23 protein-coding genes and 1 pseudogene are annotated in these 26056 nt (G+C 70.6%); 10 read left to right on the top strand and 14 right to left on the bottom strand.

The window, feature by feature from the left end; genetic code table 11:
* Window positions 1-27: 27 nt before the first annotated feature.
* The 4 genes from ACH4DX_RS06720 to xylB all read right to left on the bottom strand — a co-directional run bounded on the left by ACH4DX_RS06720 (window position 28) and on the right by xylB (window position 5512).
* Entirely contained in the window at window positions 28-1308 is a 1281-nt protein-coding gene (locus tag ACH4DX_RS06720; RefSeq protein WP_398154274.1) for a GAF domain-containing protein, read from the bottom strand.
* A 242-nt stretch (window positions 1309-1550) separates the two neighbouring features.
* On the bottom strand, window positions 1551-2231 hold the full coding sequence (locus tag ACH4DX_RS06715; RefSeq protein ID WP_398154273.1) for an N-acetylmuramoyl-L-alanine amidase: 681 nt from the start codon (window positions 2229-2231) through the stop codon (window positions 1551-1553).
* Window positions 2232-2661: 430 nt separating this feature from the next.
* Window positions 2662-3792 (bottom strand): ROK family protein, encoded by a 1131-nt coding sequence (locus ACH4DX_RS06710; protein ID WP_398154272.1) that lies wholly within the window; start codon window positions 3790-3792, stop codon window positions 2662-2664.
* Between the two features lie 256 nt (window positions 3793-4048).
* Window positions 4049-5512 carry a xylulokinase gene (gene xylB, locus ACH4DX_RS06705; protein ID WP_398154271.1) on the bottom strand — a complete coding sequence of 488 codons (1464 nt, stop codon included), beginning with the start codon at window positions 5510-5512 and terminating at the stop codon, window positions 4049-4051.
* A gap of 136 nt (window positions 5513-5648) precedes the next feature.
* Here xylB and xylA point away from each other — a divergent pair, with 136 nt between their 5' ends.
* The gene (xylA, locus tag ACH4DX_RS06700; RefSeq protein ID WP_398154270.1) at window positions 5649-6815 is read left to right on the top strand and encodes a xylose isomerase; all 1167 of its coding nucleotides are present in this window, start codon (window positions 5649-5651) and stop codon (window positions 6813-6815) included.
* A gap of 484 nt (window positions 6816-7299) precedes the next feature.
* On the opposite strand, the gene ACH4DX_RS06695 is transcribed toward xylA, so the two are convergent.
* From ACH4DX_RS06695 to ACH4DX_RS06685, 3 genes are all read right to left on the bottom strand, one after another.
* Window positions 7300-8670, bottom strand: coding sequence for an esterase-like activity of phytase family protein (locus tag ACH4DX_RS06695; RefSeq protein WP_398154269.1), 1371 nt, complete (start codon window positions 8668-8670; stop codon window positions 7300-7302).
* Window positions 8671-8805: 135 nt separating this feature from the next.
* The gene (locus ACH4DX_RS06690) at window positions 8806-10080 is read right to left on the bottom strand and encodes an SWF or SNF family helicase (RefSeq protein WP_398154268.1); all 1275 of its coding nucleotides are present in this window, start codon (window positions 10078-10080) and stop codon (window positions 8806-8808) included.
* A 127-nt stretch (window positions 10081-10207) separates the two neighbouring features.
* Window positions 10208-13036: an SNF2-related protein gene (locus tag ACH4DX_RS06685; RefSeq protein ID WP_398154267.1), complete on the bottom strand. Its 2829-nt coding sequence runs from the start codon at window positions 13034-13036 to the stop codon at window positions 10208-10210.
* Window positions 13037-13342: 306 nt separating this feature from the next.
* On the opposite strand from ACH4DX_RS06685, the gene ACH4DX_RS06680 reads away from it, so the two are divergent.
* The 3 genes from ACH4DX_RS06680 (at window position 13343) to ACH4DX_RS06670 (ending at window position 16622) form a co-directional block, all read left to right on the top strand.
* On the top strand, window positions 13343-14398 hold the full coding sequence (locus tag ACH4DX_RS06680) for a fatty acid desaturase family protein (protein ID WP_398154266.1): 1056 nt from the start codon (window positions 13343-13345) through the stop codon (window positions 14396-14398).
* A gap of 127 nt (window positions 14399-14525) precedes the next feature.
* Window positions 14526-14708, top strand: coding sequence for a hypothetical protein (locus ACH4DX_RS06675; protein WP_398154265.1), 183 nt, complete (start codon window positions 14526-14528; stop codon window positions 14706-14708).
* Between the two features lie 363 nt (window positions 14709-15071).
* Window positions 15072-16622, top strand: coding sequence for a hypothetical protein (locus ACH4DX_RS06670; RefSeq protein ID WP_398154264.1), 1551 nt, complete (start codon window positions 15072-15074; stop codon window positions 16620-16622).
* Between the two features lie 228 nt (window positions 16623-16850).
* Here ACH4DX_RS06670 and ACH4DX_RS06665 read toward each other — a convergent pair whose 3' ends face one another.
* Window positions 16851-17687, bottom strand: a complete 837-nt coding sequence (locus ACH4DX_RS06665; protein WP_398154741.1) for a hypothetical protein — start codon at window positions 17685-17687, stop codon at window positions 16851-16853.
* A gap of 133 nt (window positions 17688-17820) precedes the next feature.
* Here ACH4DX_RS06665 and ACH4DX_RS06660 point away from each other — a divergent pair, with 133 nt between their 5' ends.
* A complete protein-coding gene (locus tag ACH4DX_RS06660; protein ID WP_398154263.1) occupies window positions 17821-18033 on the top strand; it encodes a hypothetical protein in 213 nt (70 codons plus the stop codon).
* Window positions 18034-18166: 133 nt separating this feature from the next.
* On the opposite strand, the gene ACH4DX_RS06655 is transcribed toward ACH4DX_RS06660, so the two are convergent.
* A complete protein-coding gene (locus ACH4DX_RS06655) occupies window positions 18167-18466 on the bottom strand; it encodes a hypothetical protein (RefSeq protein ID WP_398154262.1) in 300 nt (99 codons plus the stop codon).
* Between the two features lie 95 nt (window positions 18467-18561).
* Between ACH4DX_RS06655 and ACH4DX_RS06650 the strand changes: the two genes are divergently transcribed.
* A complete protein-coding gene (locus tag ACH4DX_RS06650) occupies window positions 18562-19470 on the top strand; it encodes an oxygenase MpaB family protein (RefSeq protein ID WP_398154261.1) in 909 nt (302 codons plus the stop codon).
* 55 nt (window positions 19471-19525) lie between these two features.
* On the opposite strand, the gene ACH4DX_RS06645 is transcribed toward ACH4DX_RS06650, so the two are convergent.
* On the bottom strand, window positions 19526-20047 hold the full coding sequence (locus tag ACH4DX_RS06645; protein WP_398154260.1) for a PadR family transcriptional regulator: 522 nt from the start codon (window positions 20045-20047) through the stop codon (window positions 19526-19528).
* Between the two features lie 171 nt (window positions 20048-20218).
* On the opposite strand from ACH4DX_RS06645, the gene ACH4DX_RS06640 reads away from it, so the two are divergent.
* Window positions 20219-20974, top strand: a complete 756-nt coding sequence (locus ACH4DX_RS06640; RefSeq protein ID WP_398154740.1) for an alpha/beta fold hydrolase — start codon at window positions 20219-20221, stop codon at window positions 20972-20974.
* Window positions 20975-21121: 147 nt separating this feature from the next.
* On the opposite strand, the gene ACH4DX_RS06635 is transcribed toward ACH4DX_RS06640, so the two are convergent.
* On the bottom strand, window positions 21122-21730 hold the full coding sequence (locus ACH4DX_RS06635) for a class I SAM-dependent methyltransferase (protein ID WP_398154259.1): 609 nt from the start codon (window positions 21728-21730) through the stop codon (window positions 21122-21124).
* 16 nt (window positions 21731-21746) lie between these two features.
* On the opposite strand from ACH4DX_RS06635, the pseudogene ACH4DX_RS06630 reads away from it, so the two are divergent.
* A pseudogene (locus ACH4DX_RS06630) lies at window positions 21747-21815 on the top strand (ATP-binding protein); the annotation flags it as partial.
* Window positions 21816-21881: 66 nt separating this feature from the next.
* Here the strand turns inward: ACH4DX_RS06630 and ACH4DX_RS06625 are convergent.
* Window positions 21882-22310, bottom strand: coding sequence for a PPOX class F420-dependent oxidoreductase (locus ACH4DX_RS06625; protein WP_398114030.1), 429 nt, complete (start codon window positions 22308-22310; stop codon window positions 21882-21884).
* Between the two features lie 93 nt (window positions 22311-22403).
* Between ACH4DX_RS06625 and ACH4DX_RS06620 the strand changes: the two genes are divergently transcribed.
* On the top strand, window positions 22404-22817 hold the full coding sequence (locus ACH4DX_RS06620) for a roadblock/LC7 domain-containing protein (RefSeq protein WP_030572088.1): 414 nt from the start codon (window positions 22404-22406) through the stop codon (window positions 22815-22817).
* Window positions 22818-22952: 135 nt separating this feature from the next.
* Window positions 22953-24206: a DUF6397 family protein gene (locus tag ACH4DX_RS06615; RefSeq protein ID WP_398154258.1), complete on the top strand. Its 1254-nt coding sequence runs from the start codon at window positions 22953-22955 to the stop codon at window positions 24204-24206.
* 198 nt (window positions 24207-24404) lie between these two features.
* Here the strand turns inward: ACH4DX_RS06615 and ACH4DX_RS06610 are convergent, their stop codons facing one another.
* Together ACH4DX_RS06610 and ACH4DX_RS06605 are read right to left on the bottom strand one after the other, a co-directional pair.
* Complete coding sequence (locus ACH4DX_RS06610; RefSeq protein WP_398154739.1) at window positions 24405-24881, bottom strand: tetratricopeptide repeat protein; 477 nt, start codon at window positions 24879-24881, stop codon at window positions 24405-24407.
* 281 nt (window positions 24882-25162) lie between these two features.
* Entirely contained in the window at window positions 25163-26041 is an 879-nt protein-coding gene (locus ACH4DX_RS06605; protein WP_398154257.1) for an acyl-CoA thioesterase, read from the bottom strand.
* Between the last annotated feature and the right edge of the window lie 15 nt (window positions 26042-26056).

The following is a 26056-nucleotide window of genomic DNA, read 5'->3' as shown; positions in this document are numbered from 1 at the left end:
CGTGCCTCGTGCGACAGCCGTACGGGCTCAGCGATGTCGACCTGTTCTGGGTACGGTCACCGCCGTCAGCTCGTCGTCCAGAGCCCGGAGCCGGGCCACGACGGGCGCCGTAGGCCTTACCGCCGCGAGCGCCCGCCACACCTCCACATCGTCCTCCCCCCAGGGCGCGTGCACCCAGTCCGACAGCAGATCCGGGTCCGCCCGGGCGATGAGCGCCGCCCGCACCTGATCCGTCAGCCGCCGCCGCAACCGCACCACCGCCGGCGCCTGTGATCCCGGCAGCAACGGCCCCGGGTACGCGGACACGGCTGCCGTCACCGCCCCGCACCCCAGGCGGCGCTCGACGGTCACGACATCCGACGTGACGGGCGCCCCCAGCCGGTAGGGGCGCGACCGCAGTATCTCGGGTCCGAGCACCTGACGCAGCCGCGCCAGCTCCGCCCGCAACGTCACCGGTGTCACCGACTCGTCCTCGTACAGCGCGCACAACAACTCGTCGCCGCTGAGTCCCTCCGGGTGCCGGGCGAGCAGCACCACGATCTCGCTGTGCCGCCGGCTCAACCGCACCTTGCGGCCGCCGACGACGAGCATGGCCTCGTCCCGCCCCAGCGCGGTGAGTTCCAGTGCGCCGTCGTCCGCCACCGGGGGCGCAAGGAGGGCGAGATGCGACTCCGCTGCTCGCGCGACCGCCTGGACGAACGCCAGGCTGTGCGGATGCGCCAGACCGTCCCCTCCGGTGATGTCCACGGCGCCGATGACCCGGCCCGACCGGGGATCGTGCACCGGCGCCGCCGCGCACGTCCACGGTTGCACCCTGCGCACGAAGTGCTCCGTCGCGAACACCTGCACCGGCCGGTCCACAGCCACCGCCGTGCCGGGCGCGTTCGTTCCCATGGCCGACTCCGCCCACCGTGCCCCGGCCACGAAGTTCATCCGCCCCGCCAGCATCCGTGTGGCCGGGTGCCCTTCCACCCAGAGCAGCCTGCCGTGCGCGTCGCACACCGCCAGCAGGTGCTCCCCGTCCTTGGCGAAGCCACCCATCAGCTCACGGAACAACGGCATCACGCGGGACAGCGGATGCTCCGCCCGGTACGCACTCAGATCTCCGGCCGTCAGTTCCACCGCGGCTCCGGTGTCCTCAGGGCTGACCCGTGCCCGTACCGAGCGGCGCCAGGACTCGGCAACCACCGGGCGCACGGGCCGCTCCACGGTGCCCGCCGCTGTGAACCGCTCGTGCGCGACTCGGATGGTCCGCACCCGCTCGGCAGGGTCGGTACCGGGTTCCAGGGCCACCCATGAATCGGTCAAGTCGAGCCTCCCGGGACGGCGACGCGGTGCTGCCATCGTCACCCCGGGAACGATGGCCGACAAGCGTGCGCGCACTTGCTCCGGTTGATGTTGAGTTGTCGTCAGCCGTGGTCAGCCGTCGTCAACCGTGGTCAGGCGTCGCCATTCGGCGCCAGCCGTGGGCTGTCGGCTCCTGGTGCTGACGCTGTGGCTGCCGCTGTTCCCGACGCCGTCCTGCACCGTCATCGGAAAGCGGAGAGCTGTCAGGACACGTTGACCATGCGTATGTAACGTGTCCAGTCCCAGTACCGACCGGGATCGGTGTGATCGGCGCCCGGCACCTCGGAGTGGCCGATGATGTACTCGCGGTTCTTGGGGATGTTGTATTTCTCGCAGATGGCCGCGGTCAGGGCGGCGGACCGCTCGTACATTTCGTCGGTGAAGTACTCCGGTTTGTCCACCCATCCTTCGTGCTCGATGCCGATGCTCCGTGTGTTGTAGCTCCAATTGCCCGCGTGCCAGCCGACGTTGCGCTCGCGGACGCACTGCGCGATGTGTCCGTCCGCGGAGCGGACCACATAGTGAGCGGAGACCTTCTTGGCCGGGTTCTTGAAGATGGCGAGGGTGTCGAGGTACGTCTCCTGCGTGACGTGAATGACCACGTAGTCGACCGGATAGCTGGTGGGGCGGCTCGCGGCCGTGTAGTTGGAGGTGCTCGCCGGGACTGATTCGGCCCCTGGGTAGTCGACCGCGCGGGTCTCCGCGACAGCGGGCTGTGGCCTTGTGGTCAGCAGCGCGGCGGGGACTGCGGCGAGTGCCGCGCCCTGGAGCAGGCGGCGTCTGCTCGAGCCGAGCGCGGACAGGGACGTGAGTGCAGATGCCGTGTTCTCAGCGGTGCCCTCGTTCTCGGCGGTGTCCTTCGCTCGGTCTCTTGCTCGATCCATGGCTGGTCTGCCTCTCGTGGGGGGAGCAGCTGATCGGCACGGTGCCTGGGGTTCGGCCAGGATCCTTGTGCTGTGTGCGGCCGCCTCGTATCGGCCATGCGGGCGGTTCGGGCCGAAGCCCGATCGGCCTCGCACGAATTACGGTACGGGTCATATCCGCTGAGGTGGAAGGGCTTGCCACGCATCTGTGGAAGGGACGGCGCTTGTGGAAAAGTCGGTCACTCGTTCGGCTGACACAAACTCACGACTGGCCCAGACCAGTGGCGTTCGTGGCTCCCCTGGCGCGCCCCTGAGGGGTTCCCGCAGCCCACCCCCGCTCCGCCCACACCCCCGCTCTGCCCACAGACCCGCTCGGCCCACGACGGGCCTCAGCCGACCTACCTGATGCCACTCGACCCACCCATGCCGCTCGACCCACAGAACCCACCCGTCACGCCACCCCCACCGGGTCATCGAGCACCGACCGGACCACCGCATGCGCCGCCCCGAGCAGCGGCCCGTCGGGCCCGAGGCGGGAGGCGACGACCGCGCAGCCGGGACCAGCGATACGTCGGCCCAGCTCGGCCCGCAGCGAGGGCAGGAGCCACGGGGCGAGTCGAGACAGTGCGCCACCTAGTACCACCGCGTGCGGATCCAGAAGATTCACCGCACCCGTGAGGGCGATGCCCAGCGCCGCCCCGGCCTGCCGCAGAGCCACCCGCACGTTCTGGTCCCCCTCTGCGGCACGTGTGGCGAGCAGCCCGACACGGTCGGCGCCCGGTGTCAGGCCGGCCGCCCGCAGCACGGCTTCCTCACCCGCGTACTGCTCCAGACATCCTCGTCCTCCACAGGGGCACATCGGCCCGTCCGGCCACACGGGAACGTGCCCCAACTCGCCCGCGAAGCCGCGGGTTCCACGCAGCAGACGCCCGTCGACGACCAGCGCGGCACCGATGCCGATCTCTGCCGAGACATGCAGGAAGTCCGCCGGTGGCGTCTCAGTCAGCCACAGCTCAGCGAGGGCGCCGAAATTCGCCTCGTTGTCCACGACGAGGGGCAGCTCCGCGGGGAGAAGCGCACCGACATCCGTGTCGTGCCAGTCGAGGTTGGGCGCACGGACGACTGTGTGCGAGTCCCTTGCGACCAGGCCCGGGACGGCGATCGCCAGACCCGCCGGGTCCAGCCCCTCCTGTTGGGCTTCAGCGCTCACCTGCCGTACCAGCGTCACGAGATCGGCGAGCACCGGGCCCGGGGCGCGCCCCCGGTTGTCGACTCGCCGCGACGCACGCGCGCGTACCGCACCGCGGAGATCGACCACGCATGCCGCAAGGTGGTCGACGCCGACCTCCGCTCCGATGCCCGCGGGGCCCTGCGCGCTGACCGCGAGGGCCGAACCCGGACGTCCCACCCGGCAGGGGCGTTCGGGGCCGAGCTCTTCCATGAGCCCGGCCCGGATCAGCTCGTCCACCAGCGTGGACACGGCGGCACGGGTCAGACCGATCCGTGCCGCCACCGCCGCCCGGGAGAGCGGCCCGTGGGCGGCGACGGCGTGCATGACGCGCGACAGGTTACGGCGACGCATCCCCTGCTGGGTGTCGGGCAGACCCTGCCCTCGTGGAGCACCGGGCAGCCCACCCCGCCCCGTACCGCCTCGCCCCGTACCACCCTGCTTCATGCCGCCACGCCCCGCACAGTCCGGTCCCGTACCATCACGCCCCGCACAGTCCGGTCCCGCATCGCCCCGCCCCGCACTGTCGGGTCCCGCACCGTCCCGCTCAGTACCGTCACGCCCCATGGACCCCGTCCGCACCACGACCCACCTCGTCCATCCCAAACCCTCATCCTCCGCGAACCTCGCCGACTTCATGATCCCTGCTCAGCAACGGCACGGCATCGGAGAGGACGGAAGTGATCCTGGAGAGGGTCTCCTCGTCGCGTTCCACGGCGTCGAGTACCGGCCCGCGCGCTGTTCCCCAGCGCCGTGCCACCGCGGTCGGATCCTCGCCCGCCAGCAGTCCGGCGGCCTGCGCGGCGGCACCCAGGGCGACGAGTTCACGGGCTTCAGGGGTCTGCACGGGTCTGCCGGAGAGGCGGCGTACCGTCTCCTGCCATGCCGTGCCCCGGGCCCCGCCGCCGATGAGGAGCAACGGTTCGGAACGGTCGGCGTCCGCGTCCAGGACGGCGTCCAGAGCGCCCAGGAGGGCGTGGACGGCACCGTCGTAGGCCCCTTGGAGCACCTGCCCAGGTGTCGTGTCGTGGCGCAGACCGTGCAGCATCCCTGAGGCGTGCGGCAGGTCCGGTGTGCGCTCGCCGTCCAGGTAGGGAAGCACGGTGACCGAACCGCCGGGACCCACGGCCTCCCGGTCGAGGCCCATCAGGGCGGCCACCCGGTCGATGGCGACGGTGCAGTTGAGGGTGCAGGCCAGCGGCAGCCACGCGCTGTGCGCATCCGCGAAACCGGCCACCGTACCCGTCGGATCCGTGGGGCGGCGTTCGGAGACGGCGTACACGGTGCCGGACGTGCCCAGGCTGAGGACCGGAGTGCCGGGGCGCAGGCCGAGCCCGAGAGCGGCGGCGGCGTTGTCGCCGGTGCCGGCGGCCACCAGCGTGCCCCTGGAGAAGGGCAGTTCGTCGTCGGCGTGCACCGTGCCCGCGACCTCCCCTGATCGCACCACACGTGGCAGAAGCGCCGGGTCCAGGTCCACCAGGCGCAGGATGTCCTCGTCGTACGACTCGGTGGCAGACGCCCACCATCCGGTACCGGAGGTGTCGCCGCGGTCCGTCGTCCGGGAGCCCGTGAGACGGTACGTGAGGTAGTCGTGGGGGAGGAGCACCGCGTCCGTGGCCCGGGCCGACGCCGGCTCGTGCTCGGCGAGCCAGGCCCACTTCGTCACCGTGAACGAGGGCGTGGGCACGCTGCCCACCCGGTCGGCCCAGACCCCGGGCCCTCCCAGGTCCTCGACCAGCCGCCGGGCCTGGGGTGCGGAGCGCATGTCGTTCCACAGCAGCGCGGGCCGCACGGGCCTGCCCCGGGTGTCCAGAGTGACGAGTCCGTGCTGCTGGCCGCCCACCGACACGGCGGCCGCCTCGCGCGCGGCGTCGCCGCACTGGCGCAGCGCCTCGCGGAACGCCTCCCACCACTGCTCGGGGTCACTCTCCCGGAGGGTTCCGGAGCTCACCGTGTGGGGTGCCTGGCCGCTCGCCACGACCTCCCCGGTGGCCGCGTCGACGACGAGGGCCTTGGTGGACTGTGTGGAGCTGTCCACACCGACGACGAGGGGGCCTGATGGCGCTGATGACATCGACGACTCCGTTCTGGCGGCTCACCCGGACCCGTGTCCGGGAACTTGCTTCTCTCGACCTTCCCAGCGGTGCCTCGGGATACTAATTTGTCAACTGCCATGACGAAATAGTCGAGCCGTCGGCGAGGAGTCGTACATGAACTGCCGCCCCACCCCTGAGGACAAGTTCAGTTTCGGCCTGTGGACCGTCGGATGGCAGGGCAGGGACCCCTTCGGAGACGCCACCCGGGCCCCACTGGATCCCGCCGACTCCGTACGGCATCTGGCCGAACTGGGTGCCTACGGAGTGACCTTCCACGACGACGACCTCATCCCGTTCGGATCGTCGGACACCGAACGCGACGGACACGTCAAGCGCTTCCGGGAAGCCCTCGACGCGACCGGCCTCGTCGTGCCGATGGCGACCACCAACCTGTTCACGCACCCCGTGTTCAAGGACGGCGCGTTCACCGCCAACGACCGCGACGTGCGGCGCTACGCGCTGCGCAAGACGATCCGCAACATCGACCTGGCGGTCGAGCTCGGTGCGCGTACGTACGTCGCCTGGGGCGGCAGGGAAGGCGCCGAGTCAGGCGCCGCCAAGGACGTACGTGACGCCCTGGAGCGCATGAAGGAGGCCTTCGACCTGCTGGGCGCCTATGTGACCGAACAGGGGTACGACCTGCGGTTCGCCATCGAGCCCAAGCCGAACGAGCCGCGCGGCGACATCCTGCTCCCCACCGTCGGGCACGCCCTCGCGTTCATCGAGCGCCTGGAGAGGCCCGAGTTGTACGGCGTGAACCCCGAAGTGGGCCACGAGCAGATGGCGGGCCTGAACTTCCCGCACGCCATCGCCCAGGCACTGTGGGCCGGCAAGCTCTTCCACATCGACCTCAACGGGCAGAGCGGCATCAAGTACGACCAGGACCTGCGGTTCGGCGCGGGGGATCTGCGCAGCGCCTTCTGGCTGGTCGACCTCCTGGAGAGGGGTGGTTACGACGGTCCACGCCACTTCGACTTCAAGCCTCCTCGTACGGAGGACTACAGCGGAGTGTGGGCGTCCGCAGCCGGCTGCATGCGCAACTACCTGATCCTGCGTGACCGCGCGGCAGCCTTCCGTGCGGACCCCGATGTCGTCGAAGCCCTCCAGGTGGCGCGCCTGCCCGAACTGGCACGGCCGACTGCGGAGGACGGCCTCGCGGGCCTGCTCGCCGACCGGAGCGCCTACGAAGCCTTCGACGTCGAGGCGGCCGCCGCGCGGGGTATGGCCTTCGAGCGGCTGGACCAGTTGGCCATGGATCACCTGTTGGGCGCCAGGGGCTGAGTGGGCGACGGCGGGCCCGGCTGTCGTGTGGCGAGCGCGGACGTGGCCGACGTGTCCCGGTTCCGTGCCTCCCGGTGGGTACGGCCCGCCGGACCGGTACGACCCTCCTTCGGGCGGGTACGGCCCGCCTCCGGGGGCCTCCGGCGGCCATGAGAACAACCGCGACGACGACCCCCGCGGCCACGACGGCGACGAGCAGGAGGAACAGGGGGCGCCGACCGGGCGGCCCACCCGACGGCGGCTGCTGAGGACGGCCGTCGTCGCCCAGCGAGCTGCCCAGCGACCTCCGGACCCGGTTGCCCAGCGACTTCCCGACCGGTCTCCCCACTGATCCTCCGACGCTGCCCACCGGGCTGCTCACCGGGTTGCCCGATGGGCTCGACATGCCAGGTCCGTCTGTCAACGACTACGTAGTGCCCTGACAGACGTGTGACCGCCCCCCTGTAGAGGGCGGTCACACCGATCACTGCACTACGAAGAGGCGTCACAAACCCCTGGGAAGCCGCACGTACGTCACCGTCGTCTTGACACCGCTGTCCACCAGGCGGCCGTTGCTATCGAATGCTTCCGGGCCGTCGGTCATCCCGAAGTCGTTGTCGTTGATCAGCGCCAGCGTGCGGCTGTTCACACGGGCCACCCCTTCGATCTTGCCAGGGACCCCGGCGACGGCGCCCAGATCGACGACCAAACGCTTGCGCAGCACTGGCACCCCCGTCGCGGACGGGTCGTCCAACTGCTCCAGGGAGGGGCGCGTCGCAGCGTCGTCCCACCGGTCCCCGAGGATGTCGGCGCTCCGGGTCAGGCGCACGAGTTGCAGCCGAGCCGCTTTGTCGGTGCGTTCCTCGACGAGCAGCCGGTCCCGGCCGACAGCGACCACGGAGGAGATCTTGAGCTCGGAGGTGTCGCTCTCGCCCGGGTCCACGACGCCGACCGGGTCGAAGCGGTATGCGTACTCGGCGGTGACCGCCTGCTTCTTCGGGGAGAACCGCAGCAACCGCGCCGTGCGCGAACTGTCTCCCGCACCCCCGTCCGGCAGGGACAGCGGGCTCTGGACCGCCATCACCAGGTCACCGCCCGGCAGGAGAGCGAGCCCTTCGAAGCCGCGGTTGACCTTCCGGTGCAGCAGGACGGCAGGCAGCGTCTCGGCCACCGGGTAGTCCGCGCCCCGCAGCTTCAGGCCCTTGGGTACGTAGCGCTTGATGACCTTCCCGCGCGCGGAGACGTGGACCAGGGAGGGCCCGTACTCGTCGACCAGCCAGAAGGTGCCGTCCCCGGCCCGCACGATGCCTTCGGTGTCCAGACCGTTCGGGTCGTAGCGGAGGGGCTTCTTCGCGTCGTACGTGTACGGGGCCTCGTCGCGCTCCTTCTGGTTCGGCAGTCCGGTGACGGGCTTGCCGGAGCGGGTGGTGACGGGCAGTGCGTCGATCACCTTCACGGAGTGGCCGGAGACCCGGATCTTCACGATGGCCGGATCGAAACCGGGCACGGGAAAGGTCCGCCGCTTCTTCCCGTCGACCTTGATCTGGCCGTTGGGCCCACGGTCGGTGACTGTCCAGAACTCGCCCTTGCGGCCGGACGGATATATGTCGCTGCCGATGCCGCCGAGGTTCACTCCACGATCGTTGCGCACCGTGCCCGGCAGCAGGCGGTTGCTGAAGCCTCCCAAGGGGATGTCACCAAGCTTCGCGCTGCCGGTCACTGTGGGAACAGCCCGCCCGTCGCGGTTCTCGCCGGACGTGCCGGTCTGGGCTCCTACGGCGGTGCCTGCCACGGCGACGGCAGTCAGGAGCGCGAGCGGCGCGCCGAGGGCGAGGGAGCGGCGGGCACGGCGCCGACCTGCGGCTTGCGGGGACATCGGGCCTCCTGAGGCGGGGTTCGTGACAATGCCACCCTTCGCCGCCCCCACGAACTCCGTCCGTCGCCTGAGTGAACGCCGCATGACGCGCCGACGGCGCCTCCTGCGAGGGGCGGGAGGCGGCCACCGCACCCGTCACTCACTCACGGTGATGGCAGCCATAGCGGTCGCCGGATCGTGCGCGGCCGGGCCCGCCGGCATCCAGTGGCCGCGTTCCTTGCGATAGGGCCACCAGCGACCGTCCCGACCGTGACGCAGTTGGGCGTCGGCACCCACCACCGTCCACCGGTTCCTGGCGGCACGCAGGACGGGGCGCTCGTCCTCGTCCCACGCCTGGTCCAGCGAAGCACGCGCGCGTGCCAGCGCCTCGCCCTCCGGGGCCCACTCCTCCTCCAGGACGGCCAGAGCGGCACGCCCCCCGAGCTCCCACGCCCGTACCGCGCGGGCAAGCCCTTCACGGTCGCGCCCCGAGCCCGCCGCCAGCCGGTCGGTGATCACGGAGTCCGGCGCGGCTGCGGCCAGCCGGACCCCGTCCTCTTCCGGCGTCAGGGGGGACTCGACGGGCTGCTGGTCATGTCCCGGCGCCAGCGCCTCGGCCAGCAGCCGGTGGGCCTCTGCCGCCGCGCGTGCCGCCAGGAACCCGAGCGCCGCGACATCCACGCCGGGGGCGGGCTCCGTCTCGGTGTCCAGGGAAGGCGGCAGGCCGGGCTGTGCGGGCAGCGCGGGAAGTTCGGGCAGCGGCGGCAGCACGGCGCCGTCCGCGTACGCCTCGGAGGCCGTCACGCCCTCCTGAGGGGCTTCCGGCGCTTCCGGCTGCTCGGTGTCCGACGTGGCTAGGTGCGCGACGCTGCGCACCTGCAACTCGTCCAGGAGCCGCCGTTCTCCCCGACCGCGCATCAGGAGCAGCACGAAAGGGTCCTGGTCGAGCAGACGGGCCACCTGATAGCACAGGGCCGCCGTGTGCCCGCAGTGGTCCCACGCCTCGCAGTCGCACTCGGGCTCCAGGTCGCCGATCCCGGGCAGCAGCTCGACGCCGGCGGCTGCCGCGTCCTCCAGGAGATGCGGCGGCATGTCCCGGTCGAGCAGTGCGGCGATGTGTCCCGCCCGCTCCACGGCCATGCCGAGGAAGCGGTCCCACTCGTCGTCGCTCAACTCCTGTAGCAGCACGTCCGAGCGGTGCCGTGTGCCGTCCTTGTCCCGCACGACCGCGGTGATGCGCCCGGGGCGCACCGAGACCGCTCCCACCGAGCCCGCCCGGGCGAGCCGGCGGCCGTTCTTGAGCTGCGCGAGATCCAGGGCCGTGTCCTCCAGGGCCTTCATCCACGCCTGGCCCCACCAGGTCTGCGCGAACCCCCTTCCGTGCGGGGTGGGCAGCGCCTCGAAGGTCCGCTCGTCGTCGTACTCCGTCACGCCGTCGCTCCCGTCGTCACCACTGCTGCCGTCTTCGCTGTCTGTACGCGCCTGCCGGCCTGCCCCGCCGTACGAGCTTCCTGGCGGGTGTTCCGTGCCGAGTGCGTCCTCACGTCGTACGCCCCCCTCATCGCGTGGTCCCTCCCCGCAGCTCGACCAGGTCGGACAGCTCGGCGTCGGTGAGCTCGGTCAGGGCAGCCTCGCCGGAACCGAGGACGGCATCGGCGAGCTCGCGCTTGCGCAGCAACATCTCGGCGATGCGGTCCTCGATGGTGCCTTCCGCGATCAGCCGGTGCACCTGGACGGGCTGCGTCTGCCCGATGCGGTACGCGCGGTCGGTGGCCTGGGCCTCGACGGCGGGGTTCCACCACCGGTCGTAGTGCACGACGTGCTCGGCCCGCGTGAGGTTGAGGCCGGTGCCGGCCGCCTTCAACGACAGGAGGAAGACCGGCACTTCGCCGTCCTGGAATCGCCGGACCATCGCCTCCCGCGTGGCCACCGGGGTTCCGCCGTGGAGGAACTGCGAGGCGATGCCACGCGATGACAGATGCTGTTCGATGAGCCGTGCCATCTGTACGTACTGGGTGAAGACAAGAACGCTCGCTTCCTCGGCGAGGATGGTGTCGAGCAGCTCGTCCAGGAGCTCCAGTTTTCCGGAGCGGCCGGTGATGCGCGGCTTGTCCTCCTTGAGGTACTGGGCGGGGTGGTTGCAGATCTGCTTCAGGCCGGTCAGCAGCTTGACGATCAGTCCGCGGCGGGCGAAACCGTCGGCTCCGGAGATCTCGGCGAGCGTCTCACGGACCACCGCTTCGTAGAGACCCGCTTGTTCGGTGCTCAGGGCGACGGCACGGTCGGTCTCCGTCTTGGGCGGGAGCTCCGGAGCGATGCCCGGGTCCGACTTGCGACGGCGCAGCAGGAAGGGGCGCACCAGCTGGGAGAGCCGTTCGGCGGCACCCGGATCGGCACCGCCCTCGACGGCCTTGGCGTAGCGGGTGCGGAAGGCACCGAGCTTGCCGAGCAGCCCCGGAGTGGTCCAGTCGAGAATCGCCCACAGTTCGGAGAGGTTGTTCTCTACGGGGGTGCCGGTGAGCGCCACGCGCGCACGTGTGCCGATGGTGCGCAGCTGCTTGGCCGTGGCCGAGTACGGGTTCTTCACGTGCTGTGCCTCGTCGGCGACGACCATGCCCCAGCCGGTCGAGGCGAGCCGCTCCGTGTCGAGACGCATGGTGCCGTAGGTGGTCAGCACGAACTCGCCGTCCGCCACGTCGTCCAGTGTGCGTGCGGCACCGTGGAAGCGGCGCACGGCGGTACCGGGCGCGAACTTCTCGATCTCGCGCTGCCAGTTGCCCATCAGCGACGTCGGGCACACGACCAGCGTGGGTCCCGCAGTCTCCTCGTGGCTCTGGCGGTGCAGATGCAGCGAGATCAGCGTGATGGTCTTGCCGAGCCCCATGTCGTCGGCCAGGCATCCGCCGAGCCCCAAGGACGTCATGCGGGCCAGCCAGTTGAGTCCCCGCAACTGGTAGTCGCGCAGTTCGGCGGCGAGCGCCGGCGGCTGCCCCACGGGCTCCATGCCCTCCGGGTCCGCCAAGCGCTCTCGCAGGGTCGCGAGCCACCCTGTGGGTTCGACGTCGACGCGGCGGCCGTCCACCTCCGTGGTGCCGGTCAGGGCAGCGCCCAGCGCGTCGATCGGGGTGACCTTGCGGTCGTGCTGTGCTCGGGCGCGGCGTACCTCGTCGGGGTCGACGAGCACCCACTGGTCGCGCAGGCGCACCACCGGACGGTTGGCCTCCGCGAGGCGGTCGAGGTCCTCGCGGCTCAGCTCCTGGCCGCCCAGCGCGAAACGCCAGTTGAAGGCGAGGAGTGCGTCGGCCGAGAGGTACGAGGGGGTATCCGTGGTGAACGTGTTCCGGCCTGTGTCGGTGTGGTCGCCGTTCGCTTCGGGAGCTTCAGGACCGATGACCGCGCGGGCGGTGAGGCTGCGCGCGAGTTCCCTGGGCCAGTGCACGTCCACGCCGGCCACGGCGAGCATGCGCGCGCCCTCGCCGAGCAGTTCGGTGACCTCCTCGTCGGCGAGTTCGACCGCGTCCGGCACCGGTGCCGAGAGCAGCGGCCCGAGCGGCGTCCACGCGCGCGTGGCACGACGCAGTGCCAGCAGGGCGTCCATCCGGGCGCGTGGGCCGAACGTTTCCGCGGCGGCACCCGAGCCGGCCCACACCTCGGCGGCGTCCGCGACGAGTGACGGATCGCTGACGCCGTGAACCTGGACGACAGCGCGGAACGGCAGCGCATCCTCCTCGGACGTGTCCGACCGCAAGCCGGGCATCTCGACGCGCAGCGAGATCCGCACCCCCGCGTCATGACCCGCAGCGACGTCCGACGCCCAGGCGCGCTGTGCGGGTACGTACTGGGGTTCCGGCGCGGCGAACGCCGGGTGCCCGGCGGCCGACGCGGCGGCAGGCGAGCGCGGCAGCGTGTCGGCGACGGCGTCGAGGAACTGGCGCAGCAGCCGCTCCGGAGCAGGCAGCCTGGGCGGCGTGCCGGCAACCAGGGGGACGGCGTGGGCGGTGGGCGGCATCGCGGCCGCGAGGTCGCGGAGCCGCTCCAGGTCCTCGGCGCCGAGCGGACCCGCACGCCAGGCGTCGTGATCGCTTTCGGAGAGGCCGGGCAGCAGCAGCCCTCGGGCCGCCAGTTGTAGGCCGAGGACGGCCGCAGTGCCCCAGAAGCTAGCCGCCGGGTGAGCGCCGGTCATGGCTCGCGCGCGCGTGAGCACCGGCAGCGCGGCGCCGAGGGGGATTAGCGACGCCGGTACGGTTCCCACGTCGATCTTCTCGGCTTCGGGTGTCGCCACGGTGAGTTCGCCGATGGTGCCTGCCTGCGTGCCGGGCGGGGTGGCGCCGTCTGCGTGCCAGAACGCGACGTGTCCGGTGCGCGCGGGATCGCCGGGTACGAACACGACACAGCAACGAGCGAGATCCGCAATCTCGGAGGGGGTGACAGCGAGCAGCCTGTGCACAGCGATGACGCATTCCTCAAATTTGACTAATGAGACCGAGCGGCTGAGAGTACATCATCCTTGGCGGGATCAGGGGGTCAAAAAGTCAGTGATCTCCATCACTCCGCCTGGGGGTGTATTCAGCACCCCTATGGCGGGGCGTTGGCACCCGGTAGAACGCGGGGGATGGCGTCATGGTCGTCGAAGGTGGCCGATCCGTACGTTTCCAAAGGTCAGAGAACCCTCACGGAGACCGGAGACCTCGCCATGCCCCAGGCCGCCACAGCCGTCGCGGAACGCCCCACCGAAGTCCGCGCACGGCAGTCCTCCGGGAGCGACTTCGCTCCGCTACTGCGCGCCGTCCGCGCGCGGGGGCTCCTGGAGCGGCGCACCGCCTGGTACGCGCGCAGCATGGCTGTCAACGCCGCCGCGCTGGCGGCCGTGTGCGGGGGACTCTTCGCCATTGGGCACAGCTGGTGGGTACTGCTCCTCGCGCCGGTGCTCTCCGTGCTCTGCGCCCGCACCGCCTTCATAGGGCACGACGCAGGGCACTCACAGATAACGAGCAACCGCACCGTCGCCCGCCTAATCGGCCTGTTGCACGGCAATCTGCTCCTGGGCATGAGCGTCGGCTGGTGGAACGACAAGCACAACCGCCACCACGCCAACCCCAACCACGTCGACAAGGACCCCGACGTCGCAGCCGACGTCCTGGTGTTCACCGCACGGCAGGCCAAGCTCCGCGCCGGCTTCAGGCGCATGCTCACCCGCAACCAGGCGTGGCTCTTCTTCCCGCTGACGTTGCTTCAGGGCGTCGCCATGAAGATCTACGGCTTTCGTGACCTGCGCCGCCAGAGCCGCCGCGAACGAGTCGTCGAGGGCCCCCTACTCGTGGTCCACCTCGTGGGGTACGTGACCCTGCTGCTCACGGCCATGCCCCTCGGACACGCCCTCGCCTTCGCCGCCCTCCACCAGGCGCTCTTCGGTCTGCATCTGGGGCTGGCCTTCGCCCCCAACCACAAGGGCATGGAGATGCCCGACCCGGACGGCGAGCGCTGGGGACACCTGCGGCGACAGGTCCTCACCTCGCGGAACATCCGCGGCGGCCCGCTCACCGACTGGCTCCTCGGCGGCCTGAACTACCAGATCGAGCACCACTTGTTCCCGAGCATGCCCCGCCCGCACCTGCGCCTTGCTCAGCCCATGGTCCGCGCGCACTGTCATGCCGTGGGTATGTCCTACGCGCAGACCGGGCTCGTCGACTCCTACCGGCAGGTGCTGCGCCACATGTACGAGGTCGGCGAACCACTCAGGGTCGAGTAGGGGCGGCAGATCAGGGATCGGTCAGGGTCGCGTTCCGGAACCGGACGCGGTCCGGACCCGTTTTTCTAGACAGCGAGCGGCTTTCAGGACAGAGAGCGGCGGTAAAGGCGCGAAGGAGGCGACGGACATGTCGAAGAAGGCGAAGATCGCCGCAGGGGGCGTGGCGGCAGGGCTCATCATGCTGATCTGGCTGCCCTGGTGGGCGGCATTCCTGATCGTGCTCGGTGTCCCGGCGGCGGCCTATCTGACACTCGACTCCGAGCAGCGGCGCAGGCTGCGCCGCGTCACACGCAAGGAGCTCGGCCGCTGAGGGGCTCCGCACGACCAGCACGTCGGATCCTGGCGGCACCGGCCCGACGGCGCAACACCGAACTCATGCTCACTTCGTCGCGCATCGCGAACGGAACAGCTCACGCGCCGCACCGCGGTGCGGCTCGTCGTCGGCACACGTGTACGGGAAAACCCGTTGCGCAGGCCGTCCCCCGCCCGTGATCATGACATCCATGACTTCCGGAAGGGAGGCCCAGCGATCCCTCGGTGATCGCTGATGGCCGGACACGACGCGTCCCCGACGCACACCCCGCAGCCCCCGTCCACGCCCGGAAGTGCTCCCGCACCCCTGACCGTGGCCTGGCTGAGAACCCACTTCGACCCCTTGCCCTACCCGGCCCGCATGAGCGCCCTCGCGCGCTACGCCCGGGCTCTCACCCCCGACGCCTACGCGTCGCTGCACCGAGTCCTCGACGCCGGCAGCCCGGACGAGCGGCACACCGCCCTCTTCCTCGCCGTCACGCGCCGTGATCTCACCGCTGTCGCCGACGCCCTGACCGACCCGCTCCTGCGCCGTCGTGCCCTGTCCGCGGCCATCCACCTGCCCGTCGCCGAACCGGCCCTGACACAGCTCGCGCTCGGCCCGGTGGCGGCAGCACGACGTGATACCTACCGCATCGTGCGCTTGAGCGGCCGCAAGAGCCTCGCCGACCGCCTGCTGCCCCTTGTCCACGAACGGTTCGGGTCCAGGGAAGCGGCCCTGCTCCTGCCCGCGTGCTCCGCTGCCACCGTCACTCCTTGGCTGCCCCGGCTCGATCCGACACGGGGTGTGCTCCATGCGCTGGCCCGTACGGCACCCTTGGCCCTGGCGCGCCTGATCGCCGCGCGCTGTCCGACCGCCACCGGCCACCACCGACACCGCTTCGTCCGCAGCCACCGGGCCCTCGCCGGACTCGCGTCGCAACGCGACCCGGACGCCGGCCTGTTGCTCCTCCAGGCGGACCCCGACCTCCTGCCCGGCCGGGCGCTCCGCGACCTGCTGCGCCACCCCGAGCAGTTTCTGTCCGTGCTGCGTGCCGCCCCGCCGAACCCCGACGGCTCACCACGCGAGGTCAGACTGCCCGCAGGACCGCTGCCCCCGGCCACCCGCCGCGCCCTGCGCGCACTCCCACCCGCCGAGCTCGCCGACCTCGCGCGCCACTGCCCGGCCTCCGGCACCCGCCGCGGCAGGCACGAACGCCTCGACGTCACTCCCGACGGTCTGCTGGCACTGCTCCCGGCAGCGGAACGCGACACCCTGGTGGCTCAACGCGTTGAGCGGCGGCGCGCCATATGGGGCACTCCGCTCTCCTCACTCGCCGCCCTCGACCCGCCCGACCGCACAAGACTCATTCAGTCACTGCTGAAACGCACACGCCGGGACCTGGCGGTATGCCGCTTCGCCACCGTCCTCCCACTCGACGAGGGCGAACCGCTCCTGCGCGCCATCACCGAGCGGCACCGCTCCCACCTGCGGGCACTGGCTTGGCCCGCGCTACTGGCCTGCGCCGAACTGGAGGGGGACCCAGACCACTTCGTCCGCGTCGCCACCGAGTGCGAGCGAGCCTGGCACGACCAGGAGGAAGTACGGCAAGCCGCCCTCCGGCAACTCGCCGGCGCCCCCGCGCGCCTACTCGCGGTGCTCCCGAACCGGGTGCTCCGCGATGCCACGCTCACCACCGTCCAGTCCCGGGACTCGACCCGGCACACCCTCAGCGCCGCCGAGACCCTTCTACGTCGCGTCATCCACATCGCTGCCGCTGGCCCCGACGAGGGCAGGGCCGCGTACGCCGCTGAACTGCTGCCACGTCGTCGCCGATCCACGTTCACAAGGACCCGTCCAACCGCTGCACATCAGCGAGAAGACGGCGGAAGCCATATGGGACGCCACCACACAGCACACCCGCGCCCATGAGGACATCCGTACCCGCCTGGCCGAACTGCTCGCGCCGCATCTGGCCGAGCTCCCCGAGGGGTCCGGGGTCTCGACCGGCTGCGGCTGGCTGTGCCCATGGATGGACCGGCCATGCCCATGTATTGATTCTGTCCGGCTGTTGATGACGACGGCCCGGCTGTTGACCATGTGTACCCGTGCTTCGAGTCTTGCTGAGGTTGATCCACAGGTTGAGAATCTGGATCAACCTCAGGACGGACGAACCGCCATCTTGTCGAGCGCTTCCAGAAGGTCCGGAAGCTCTGCCCCGCGCCCGACAGGCGTCACCTCTCCGGGTTCCTCGTCCATCAACACGAACGCGATGTCGTCGGTCCTGGCCACCATGGACCACCCGGGGCCGTCGGCGCGCAGCGTGCGTGCCTCGCCGGAGGCGAAGGACGACCGTACCCGTCCGAGCGGGGGAGGCGTCTCCACGTAGGTGCGCGCCTCCGCGAGGACACGCCGTACACCGGTGAGGGGCTCGGTCTCCGGCCTCGTCACACCGCCCGCCTCGGCGGTCGCGTCGCCCGCCGCAGCGCTGAAGTCTCCGTCGTCGATCTGCTCGCGCCACACGGCCCACTGGAGAGCTATCTCGTCGGCTCCGAGGCGACGCTGGGCCGGGCCCCACGTGTCCGACGGGGGAGGGCTGAGGGGAGCCAGGTCCGGCTGGTCGGGGTCCGGCTCGGGATCGTGCGGGGCGGGCACTCCGGGGGCGGCCACGGCCACCGCGAGCGGCCAGCCCGGCAGCCCCGCGACCACGGTCCGTTCGCCGGGCGACAGGTCGTACTCCATGCCGCAGTCCCAAGCGGCGATGGCGACGGCGACGAGCGACACGTCGTCCGTGACCACCGTCCAGCGCGCGCCGGCGCTGTCCTGGCCGAGGACCAGGCCGTACCCGGCGGCGTGCGGAGGCAGCCCCAGCGCCGCGCACGCCTCCGGGTAGTCGTCGCCGAGCACGCTGGGGAACTTCGCGGGTGTGAGCAGTACCGCCGTCAGTACGTACAGCGCGTCGTCGTCGGTGGCGACCGCGTCGTCCGTCCCGGCCATGCCCGCCTCCCCATCACTGGCCACTTCTTGCTCCGTCGGCGCACCCTAACCACTGGCCCTTCGCGCCGTCGAGGGTGGATGAACAGGCAAATTCGCTCGTACGCTGCCGGAGACTCCACCTACGCTGGCTGTCATGCCCAGGGCCAGTTCGCACTTCGTCTGTCTGCCGTGTCGTGCGTCGTTCAAGAAACCGGCGGACTACGCGCGCGTGCGTCGTGACGTCTGCCCCCGGTGCGGCGAACAACTGCTCAACGCGGGTTCAGCCCTGGCGGTACCCAAGCGCCGGGACACCGCCGCGTGGCGTGCCCTCGCGGTGCTCCTGGCCGCCGGTGTGCGCTTTCGGTAGGACTGTTGCGGCGGGGGCCCCGGCTACTGCCCCCGGACGCCGCGTGCGATCCGAGAACGCCTCGCGCACGCCGACGCCACAGGGACCCCGGCGGGTGCGGCGCTCGTGTGCCCGGAGCCGACTCACACCGACGTCAGGCGGACGGCAAGCCGAGGAGCGTACGCGCCACGACACGCGGCGACTCGTCGCGCTCCCGGGCGAGCGCGATGACGGCGCGGCAGGCGAGCTCGTTGACTCCGAAGGACAGCGCCTCCGGCGACACCCAACTCGCGGCCTCGTCGAGCCGGTCCTGGTCGTCCTCGGCGCACGCCGCCACGTAGACGGCGGCCGCCTCGAAGAGGTTGTGCGGACGGGCCCTGTCGCCGCTCGCCGCCTTGCCCGAGGGAGCCGCGGGCTTGCGCCCGCGCCGGAGCCTGCGCAGCTTGTCGAACATGTGGACCACTTTACCGATGTGCCTTTTGACCAGAGGCACATCAACTGGCGTGTGCGACCCTAAGGTTGGGGTCGCGGCGGCAGGAGGAGGTTCGTGTGCAGGAGCGTTACGCGCGGCTGCGGCAGATCCGGCGTCTCGACCCGGAGAAGGACTTCCTGGCCATCTATCGACTCTCCGCCGTGTACGAGTTCCCCTGGGACTTCGCCCGAGCCCTGGAGCTCGCCCTCTACCGTACGTACGCCGTGCCGAGCATCGGCCGACTCCTCTCCCGCACGGCGGAACTGACGGATCGTACACAGAAGCGGTACGACGACACGGCCCTGCTCCTGGACGCGATCGTCGAGCACGGCTTCGACAGTGACACGGGGCGCACAGCCGTACGGCGCATCAATCACATGCACCGCAGCTACGACATCAGTAACGACGACATGCGGTATGTGCTGTGCACGTTCGTGGTGACCCCCAAGCGCTGGATCGACGTCTACGGATGGCGCAAGTTCTCACGGCATGAGGCCGAGGCGTCGGCCGTGTACTACCGCACCCTGGGGCAGCACCTGGCCATCAAAGGCATCCCCGGTCACTACGAAGAGTTCGCCGAGTGCCTCGACGCCTACGAAGAGGCCCACTTCGGTTGGGACGCGGGGGCGCGTGCGGTCTCGGACGCGACCATCGACCTGATGGCCTCCTGGTACCCCCGCCCCTTCGCACCGGTCCTGCGCGCGGCCACCGTGGCCCTGCTCGACCCCGCGCTTCTGAAGGCCTTCCGTTACGAAGAACCCCATCCCCTCTCCAAGGCGCTGGTCCGGCGCGCGGTGTGGCTGCGCGGTCGGGCGGTACGTCTGCTGCCGCCGCGCACAGCCCCGCACTACGCCCGCCAGAATCGTGAGATCAGGGGCTACCCGCGCGGCTACCGCGTGGAAGAACTCGGCACGCGCCCGGTGCCCGGCGTGCGCGGCTGCCCAGTGCGTCAGGTGGACGCGTCGACGGCACGGCGACAGGACTGACCTCAGCGGACCTCGTCGGTCCGGTGCCGCCGGCCGCGATTGGTGCGGCGTGGCGTCAGTCGAGTGCCGCCAGTGTCTCGCGCAGCCACGTGAGTTCGGCGCGGCTCGTGGCGCGGGCGATGGTCAGGATGCCCTGCCGGAAAGGGTCATCGAGCTCTTCGGCGCGCAGCGGGCGGTCGCCGTCGTAGAAGAAGCTCGCCGGTTCCTCCAGGAAGTCGAGACGGCGCCGCAGTACGGCGGCCTGGGCTGCCGGATCGTCCAGGTGGCGCAGGAAGGCGAGCACCGTGAACCATCGGTTCTCATCGGTGATGTCCGTCCGCGCGGGCTCCATGAGGCGGTGGCGCAGCTCGCTTCTGCCCGCGGGGGTGAGGCTCAGCACGTGGCGCGGCGCGGCGACGGCGCCGGGCTGGGTCTCCCGGGTCAGCAAACCGGCTCTCTCCAGCCGCTTGATGGCCGGGTAGAGGGTGCTCTCCGCGACCGGGCGCACATGACCGGTGAGAGCCGTGATGCGCTTGCGCAGCTCGTAGCCGTGCAGCGAGTTGTCGTACAGGAAGCCAAGGATGGCGAGCTCCAGCATGCCTGTATCTTGCCCCATCTCGGGTGTACATCGCCTCCGTAATACATCGTAGGCGATGTATGGTCTTCAGGTCTAGCCAAACTGGTGAGGTCTTCGGACCTGGTGATACCGGGGAGGTCTCCGAACCTGCGGAGGCCGGGGCATCGGAAGCGACTGGGGGACGTCATGGCCATACGTGAAGCGCGCTTCGACGACAAGGGGAGCCTGATCCGCTGGACGGAGAGTGCAGGCTCCGGCCCCGCGCGTGTGTACGTCCACGGCCTGGGCGCGGCGTCGGCGCCCTACCACGCCCACATCGCCGCACGGCCCGAACTGGCCGGGCGCAGGTCGCTGTTCCTTGACCTGCCGGGCCACGGCCTGAGCGATCGGCCCGCCGACTTCGCTTACGCCCTGGAGGACCACGCGGACGCTGTGGCAGCCGCTCTGGACGAGGCTGCCGTGCGGCAGGCGGATCTCGTCGCCCACAGCATGGGCGGCTCCGTCGCCATCCTGCTGGCACAACGGCGCTCCGACCTGGTGGCCCGCCTTGTCCTCACGGAGGCCAACCTCGATGCGCAGCCTCCTCGGACGGCGGGCAGCAGCAGAATCGCTGCCTACGAAGAAGCGCATTTCGTGACGGAGGGGCACGCGCGCGTATTGGAGCAGGCGGGTCCGCTGTGGGCCGCGACCATGCGGCTCGCCGATCCGGTCGCACTGCACCGCAGCGCGACCGGGCTCGTCCGGGGCACGAGCCCCACCCTGCGTACGACCTTGATGCGGCTCCCGGTGGAACGTACCTACCTACAGGGCGGGCTCAGTGGCCAACTGGCAGGACACGACGAATTGGTGGCCTCCGGAGTGCGGGTCGTCGTCGTACCCGAAGCCGGGCACAACGTCATGCTGGACAACCCGGCGGCCTTCGCCGCGGCAGTCGTCGGGCAGGACTGAGGGGACTGCGTTCGACGGCACCGGTGCCGTCAGCAGCCGCGCACGGCTCGTGCACCCCCCACCAGCCGCGCCCCGCATAGCCTCGTCAGAGGTGATGTACGGCGCCGCCGCCTTCCGTGACCACCAGAGGGTCGCCGCACGCCGTTGTCAGTCCTGCGGCACGGCCAGGGCGAGGAACCGGGCGTCCTCGTCCACGTACGACGTGAGGCGCCAGCCGGAACCGGACAGCAGTGACCGTAGATTGTTCTCCGCGCGCAGATCGTCCGGAGTGATCTGCCGCCCCTGCCTGGCGGCCAGCGCAGCCCGTCCGATGGGATGGAACAGCGCGAGTCGCCCACCGGCGCGTACCACCCGTCTCAGTTCCCGCAGGTTCTCGGCGGGGGCGGGGAGATGAGCGATAAGACCTGCGGCGAACACGGCGTCCAAGGCCCCCGTGCGCAGTGGCAGCCGGGCCACGTCGGCGAGCAGCAGCCGACCGTGAGCCGCCCGCCCGGCCCGCGCGGCGGCCTCCAGCATCGCGGGAGTCAGATCCGCCGCGAGCACGGCGCCCCTCGGTCCCACGGCGTCCCGCAACGCGGGCAGCGCGCGGCCCGTGCCGCACCCGGCGTCAAGGACGCGATCGCCCGGGCCGAGACCCAGCTCGGTCACCGCCGCGCGGTACGCCGGCCCGTCGTTGGGGAAGCGGCTGTCCCAGTCGGCGGCGCGCGCCGTGAAGAATTTCTGGACGTGCGTGTGGTCGTCGGTCATGCGCCTCATGATCCCGCATGCACCGTTACTCATACGCTTAGTCGAGTACGCCGGGCGGATGCACACCGCCCGGCTGCTCGACTACGTGGGATGACGTGACCGGTCCGCGGGACGGGGGCTCGGTCAGCGCCTGGCGTCCCGTCGACCGGGGCAGCGGTCCTCAGTCGGCGACGGCGTCGTGCGCGAGCACCTTGGAGATCCGGACCCGGACGAGCAGTTCGCCCGGCACGCCGTTGCGGGCACCGAACTCCTCGGCCCGGTCCTCACCCATGTAACGCGCGCCGATGCGGGCGGCCCAGTGCCGTACCTGGTCGAGGTCCTCAACCAGTTCGGCATTCCCCTGTAGGACGACGAAGGCGAACGGCGGCCGGTCGTCGTCCACGCACAGAGCCACGCGCCCGTCGCGCGCCAGGTTGCGCCCCTTGACAGTGTCCTTTCCGGTGTTGAACACCAGGTCGTCGCCGTCCAGGAGGAACCAGATCGGTGCCACGTGTGGGCTTCCGTCCGCGCGGACGGTCGACAGCTTGCCGGTGCGGGTTCCGTGCGAGAGGAAGCTCCGCCATTGTTCATCGGTCATCTTCTGTGCCATGTCCCCATCATGCTTGCCGGGAGGCCGGAGGTGGGGAAGGCTGGCAGGTCAGATCCTCCAGCCAGGGGGAGCGATGCACGGGGAGAAGGGACCATGGCGGAGAACACGGGGCTCGGCTGGTTGCTCGACGATCTGACGAGGCGTGTGGAGCACGTACGGCACGCGCTGGTGCTGTCCAACGACGGACTGGTGACGGCGGCGAGCTCGGAACTCCAGCGGGAGGACGCCGAACATCTGGCCGCGGTGTCGTCCGGCCTGCACAGCCTGGCCAAAGGGTCGGGCCGACACTTCCACGCGGGCAATGTCCGGCAGACCATGATCGAGTTCGATGACGCCGTGCTGTTCGTGACCGCCGCGGGCGACGGCAGTTGTCTGTGCGTGCTCAGTTCGGCGCAGGCCGACATCGGGCAGGTCGCGTACGAGATGACCCTGCTGGTGAACCGCGTCGGCGAACACTTGGGGGTGGGTGCCCGTCACCCGGAGCGGACCCAGGTCGTGGATCTCTGACCCAGCGCGCTGTTCGGCAGCTATGACCTGCTGAAACGCATCGAGATCCAGAGTTATCCACAGGCCGAGCGAGATGAGCGGCGGCCGGGCTACGGTTTTTCCACGAGCAATGACCACGCACGGGGGAGAACCGCCATGAACGGCGACATCAGGACCATCACGTCCGCATCCGAGACGGGGCCCGTCCGGGCGCCGGCACTGGAAAGCGCTTCGACCCACGAATCTCTGCCCGCACCCGCACCCGCACCCGCACCCGCACCCGCACCCGCATCCGTATCTGCACCCGTATGGACATCCGCGTCCGTGCCCGCTTCCGCAGCGGCAGCCGTGTCCAAGTCCGTGTCCGCACGCGTGACCGCGGCTGTCGCCGCTCCCGCGGAGGCGACGGCGCCGCCCGATCCGTTCAGCCGCCCTCCCACCTCATCGGGCGGTCCACCGCCAACCGTCGCGCGCAGCCGGGCGGCACGTGAACTGGGCCTGAAGCGCGGCGAGTTCGACCTGGCCGTGATGCTGGGCCGAGTGCGCACCGTGGCGGACCCGGCGGGCGGCCGTCGCCGCGTCCGGCTCGAGGAGATCGACCGGGTACGTGAGACACCGGGCTACCCGGAATCCTTGCGGAAGCACATCAAGACGGTGGGAACCGCGGCAGGGGCGGCTCTTATGGAGATCACCCCTGCTCGCTTCACACGCTTGGCGCGCGCAGGGGTCCTCACACCCGTCAAGTGGTACATCAACCGATATCGAGCAGTCGTCTGGCTCTATCTCGCGGAGGAACTGACGCAGTTCGCGGCCTCGGAGGCGAATGCCGCACTGCTCACCGGTCGCGTGCCACAAGCAGTGCGCGACCGACTGGAAGGAGGGGACGACCTTCGGGCACGCAACTGGCGGGGCCGGTATGCCGGGTTCCTCTTGCGGCAGTCGGAGGACCCGTGGGAACGCGCTGCTGCCGCCGCGTCCCTGCTCGACCCGGTACAGCTCGCGGAGGTGGTGAGGGATCCTTACGAACGTGCCTACCTGAACCGACTCGGCCCCGAGCCGCTCACACAGGCAGCACCCGCATCACCCACGGCACACCTCATCGAACGGCTCACGACAGCCGACGACGCGGACGAGATCAGCTGGGTGCGGGTGAACCTGATCCTCACGCTGGAGGAGGCTCGCAGACTGCGGCCCGCACCCCGCCCGGGCCGACCGCCCATCCTGGCTTCACCGCGTCCGCGTCCGCATCCGGTGCCGGATCTGCCGCCGTGGCCTGCCACGCCCTCCGACGCCGGTATGCCGGCACAGCGGATGAGCGCCGACGAGGAAACCCGGGGGCGGGCACGAGGCAACACGGGCCCGGACGAGCCGCGCGGGCTGTGGAAGTGGCTCCGCCGCAGGCGGAACTGACCTCAAGCGGAACTGACCTCAGGCGGAACGACCGTAGGCGGAACTGACCTCAGGCGGAACTGACCGTAAGGGGACCTGGCCGCGGGCGGCTCACCGTCACAGCATTGTCGACGGTGCTGCGTTCGAAACGCCGCACCGCCCGCGAAGTCGCACCGCCCACACCGTCGTACCGTCTCACCGCCTGCACCGTCTCTCCGCCTACACCGTCTCGTCGAGATCCTTCGCGTAGTGCTCGATGGCGGGGCTGTAGGCAGTGATGTCGGGGTCCTGGCTCGTTGTGGCGAGCAGGTGCAGCAGGATCCCCATCGCCTCGTGCGACTGATCAGTGTTGTAGAGCGCCATGGCCAGAAATGTCTTCAGGGCGCCGTCGTCCGGGTATTCGGCGGACGCGTCGCGCAGGGATGCCACGGCCTCCTCGTACCGACCGAGGACACGGTAGGTGCTGCCGAGGCCGAGGAGCGCGCCACGACGGTCGTCGTCCGACAGGCCGGGCTGCTGGATCGCGCGCAGGTAGTACGGCAGTGCCTCGGCTTCGAGGCCGAGGGTGTCGTGCACCCACGCGGTCTGGTAGGCGATCTCGGCGTCGTCCGGGAAGCGTTCACTGAGCGGAACCAGGAGGTCGCGTGCCTCCTCGCGGTTGCCGCTCGCACGGAGCCCTATGGCCTCCGCGAGCATTCGGTCGCGGTCGTCACCGGCTTCCGTGTCCGTGGCTGTGGGCGCGGGCGTGTTGGTGGCTCTGCCCGAGCCAGTGGTGCCGCTGTCGTTCATCTGGTTCTCCCGTCCCCAGCGACCTGCCCGGTTCCGGGAGTCGCTCATGTCCGTCTTGGTCACCCCGTCCGTCAGGGCGGGTGGCCCGCCCGGCCCCGGAGGCTGTCATGTCCTGTCGACCGAACCTGCCGCCCGCCCCGCCGACCGCGGAGCACCGCCCCCCGCCCGAGCGTCGGCACGGGCGTTGCCTAGTGGTGCGGCGTGTGCGGGCGGAAGAGCCCCTCCTGGACGACCGAGACGAGGAGCTGGCCTTCGGCGTCGTAGATCCGTCCGCGGGCGAGACCGCGGCCGCCCGTGGCGATCGGGGACTCCTGGTCGTACAGGAACCACTCGTCGGCGCGGAAGGGCCGGTGGAACCACATGGCGTGGTCGAGGGAGGCCATGTCATAGCCGCGGGGGCCCCACAGCGGTTCGACCGGGATGCGGACGGCGTCGAGGAGGGTCATGTCGCTGGCGTAGGTGAGCGCGCAGGTGTGCACCAGCGGATCGTCGCCGAGCGGTCCGACGGCACGCATCCACACGGCGCTCCGCGGCTCGGCGTTCTCGACCTCCTCCGCGGTCCAGCGCAGCCGGTCCACGTAGCGGATGTCGAAGGGCTGCCGCCTGGCCATCCGCTCCAGCTGCTCCGGGAGCGCGCCGAGGTGCTCCTTGATCTCCTCGGCGACCGTCGGCAGCGACTCAGGGGCGGGCGCGTCGATACGGGGCGGCAGCTGGTGTTCGAAGGCGCCCTCCTCGGGCTGATGGAAGGAAGCGGTGAGGTTGAAGATGGTGCGACCCTGCTGGACCGCCGTGACGCGGCGTGTGGTGAAGGAACGGCCGTCGCGCACCCGCTCCACCTGGTACACGATGGGTACGCCCGGCCGTCCGGGCCGCAGGAAGTACGCGTGCAGCGAGTGGACCGGTCGGTTCCCTTCCGTGGTGCGTCCGGCGGCGACCAGTGCCTGCCCGGCGACCTGCCCGCCGAAGACACGCTGGAGGGACTCCTGCGGGCTGCGGCCGCGGAAGATGTTGACCTCGATCTGTTCCAGGTCCAGCAGGTCGACCAGGCGATCGGCGGGGTTGTTCATGGCGGTCCTTCGACT

The organism is Streptomyces sp. NPDC017940 (genome assembly GCF_044328435.1).
Taxonomy (GTDB): Bacteria; Actinomycetota; Actinomycetes; order Streptomycetales; family Streptomycetaceae; genus Streptomyces.
Note: the sequence above shows the minus strand (reverse complement) of the source record. Positions and strands in the feature narration are given on the sequence as shown.

Bases quoted from the DNA above. Each gene is read 5' to 3' on its own strand.
- ACH4DX_RS06715 (WP_398154273.1), bottom strand. From the start codon at position 2,231: ATGGATCGAGCAAGAGACCGAGCGAAGGACACCGCCGAGAACGAGGGC.
- ACH4DX_RS06710 (WP_398154272.1), bottom strand. From the start codon at position 3,792: ATGCGTCGCCGTAACCTGTCGCGCGTCATGCACGCCGTCGCCGCCCAC.
- xylB (WP_398154271.1), bottom strand. From the start codon at position 5,512: ATGTCATCAGCGCCATCAGGCCCCCTCGTCGTCGGTGTGGACAGCTCC.
- xylA (WP_398154270.1), top strand. From the start codon at position 5,649: ATGAACTGCCGCCCCACCCCTGAGGACAAGTTCAGTTTCGGCCTGTGG.
- ACH4DX_RS06695 (WP_398154269.1), bottom strand. From the start codon at position 8,670: ATGTCCCCGCAAGCCGCAGGTCGGCGCCGTGCCCGCCGCTCCCTCGCC.
- ACH4DX_RS06680 (WP_398154266.1), top strand. From the start codon at position 13,343: ATGCCCCAGGCCGCCACAGCCGTCGCGGAACGCCCCACCGAAGTCCGC.
- ACH4DX_RS06675 (WP_398154265.1), top strand. From the start codon at position 14,526: ATGTCGAAGAAGGCGAAGATCGCCGCAGGGGGCGTGGCGGCAGGGCTC.
- ACH4DX_RS06670 (WP_398154264.1), top strand. From the start codon at position 15,072: ATGAGCGCCCTCGCGCGCTACGCCCGGGCTCTCACCCCCGACGCCTAC.
- ACH4DX_RS06665 (WP_398154741.1), bottom strand. From the start codon at position 17,687: ATGGCCGGGACGGACGACGCGGTCGCCACCGACGACGACGCGCTGTAC.
- ACH4DX_RS06660 (WP_398154263.1), top strand. From the start codon at position 17,821: ATGCCCAGGGCCAGTTCGCACTTCGTCTGTCTGCCGTGTCGTGCGTCG.
- ACH4DX_RS06655 (WP_398154262.1), bottom strand. From the start codon at position 18,466: ATGTTCGACAAGCTGCGCAGGCTCCGGCGCGGGCGCAAGCCCGCGGCT.
- ACH4DX_RS06645 (WP_398154260.1), bottom strand. From the start codon at position 20,047: ATGCTGGAGCTCGCCATCCTTGGCTTCCTGTACGACAACTCGCTGCAC.
- ACH4DX_RS06635 (WP_398154259.1), bottom strand. From the start codon at position 21,730: ATGAGGCGCATGACCGACGACCACACGCACGTCCAGAAATTCTTCACG.
- ACH4DX_RS06625 (WP_398114030.1), bottom strand. From the start codon at position 22,310: ATGGCACAGAAGATGACCGATGAACAATGGCGGAGCTTCCTCTCGCAC.
- ACH4DX_RS06620 (WP_030572088.1), top strand. From the start codon at position 22,404: ATGGCGGAGAACACGGGGCTCGGCTGGTTGCTCGACGATCTGACGAGG.
- ACH4DX_RS06615 (WP_398154258.1), top strand. From the start codon at position 22,953: ATGAACGGCGACATCAGGACCATCACGTCCGCATCCGAGACGGGGCCC.
- ACH4DX_RS06610 (WP_398154739.1), bottom strand. From the start codon at position 24,881: ATGCTCGCGGAGGCCATAGGGCTCCGTGCGAGCGGCAACCGCGAGGAG.
- ACH4DX_RS06605 (WP_398154257.1), bottom strand. From the start codon at position 26,041: ATGAACAACCCCGCCGATCGCCTGGTCGACCTGCTGGACCTGGAACAG.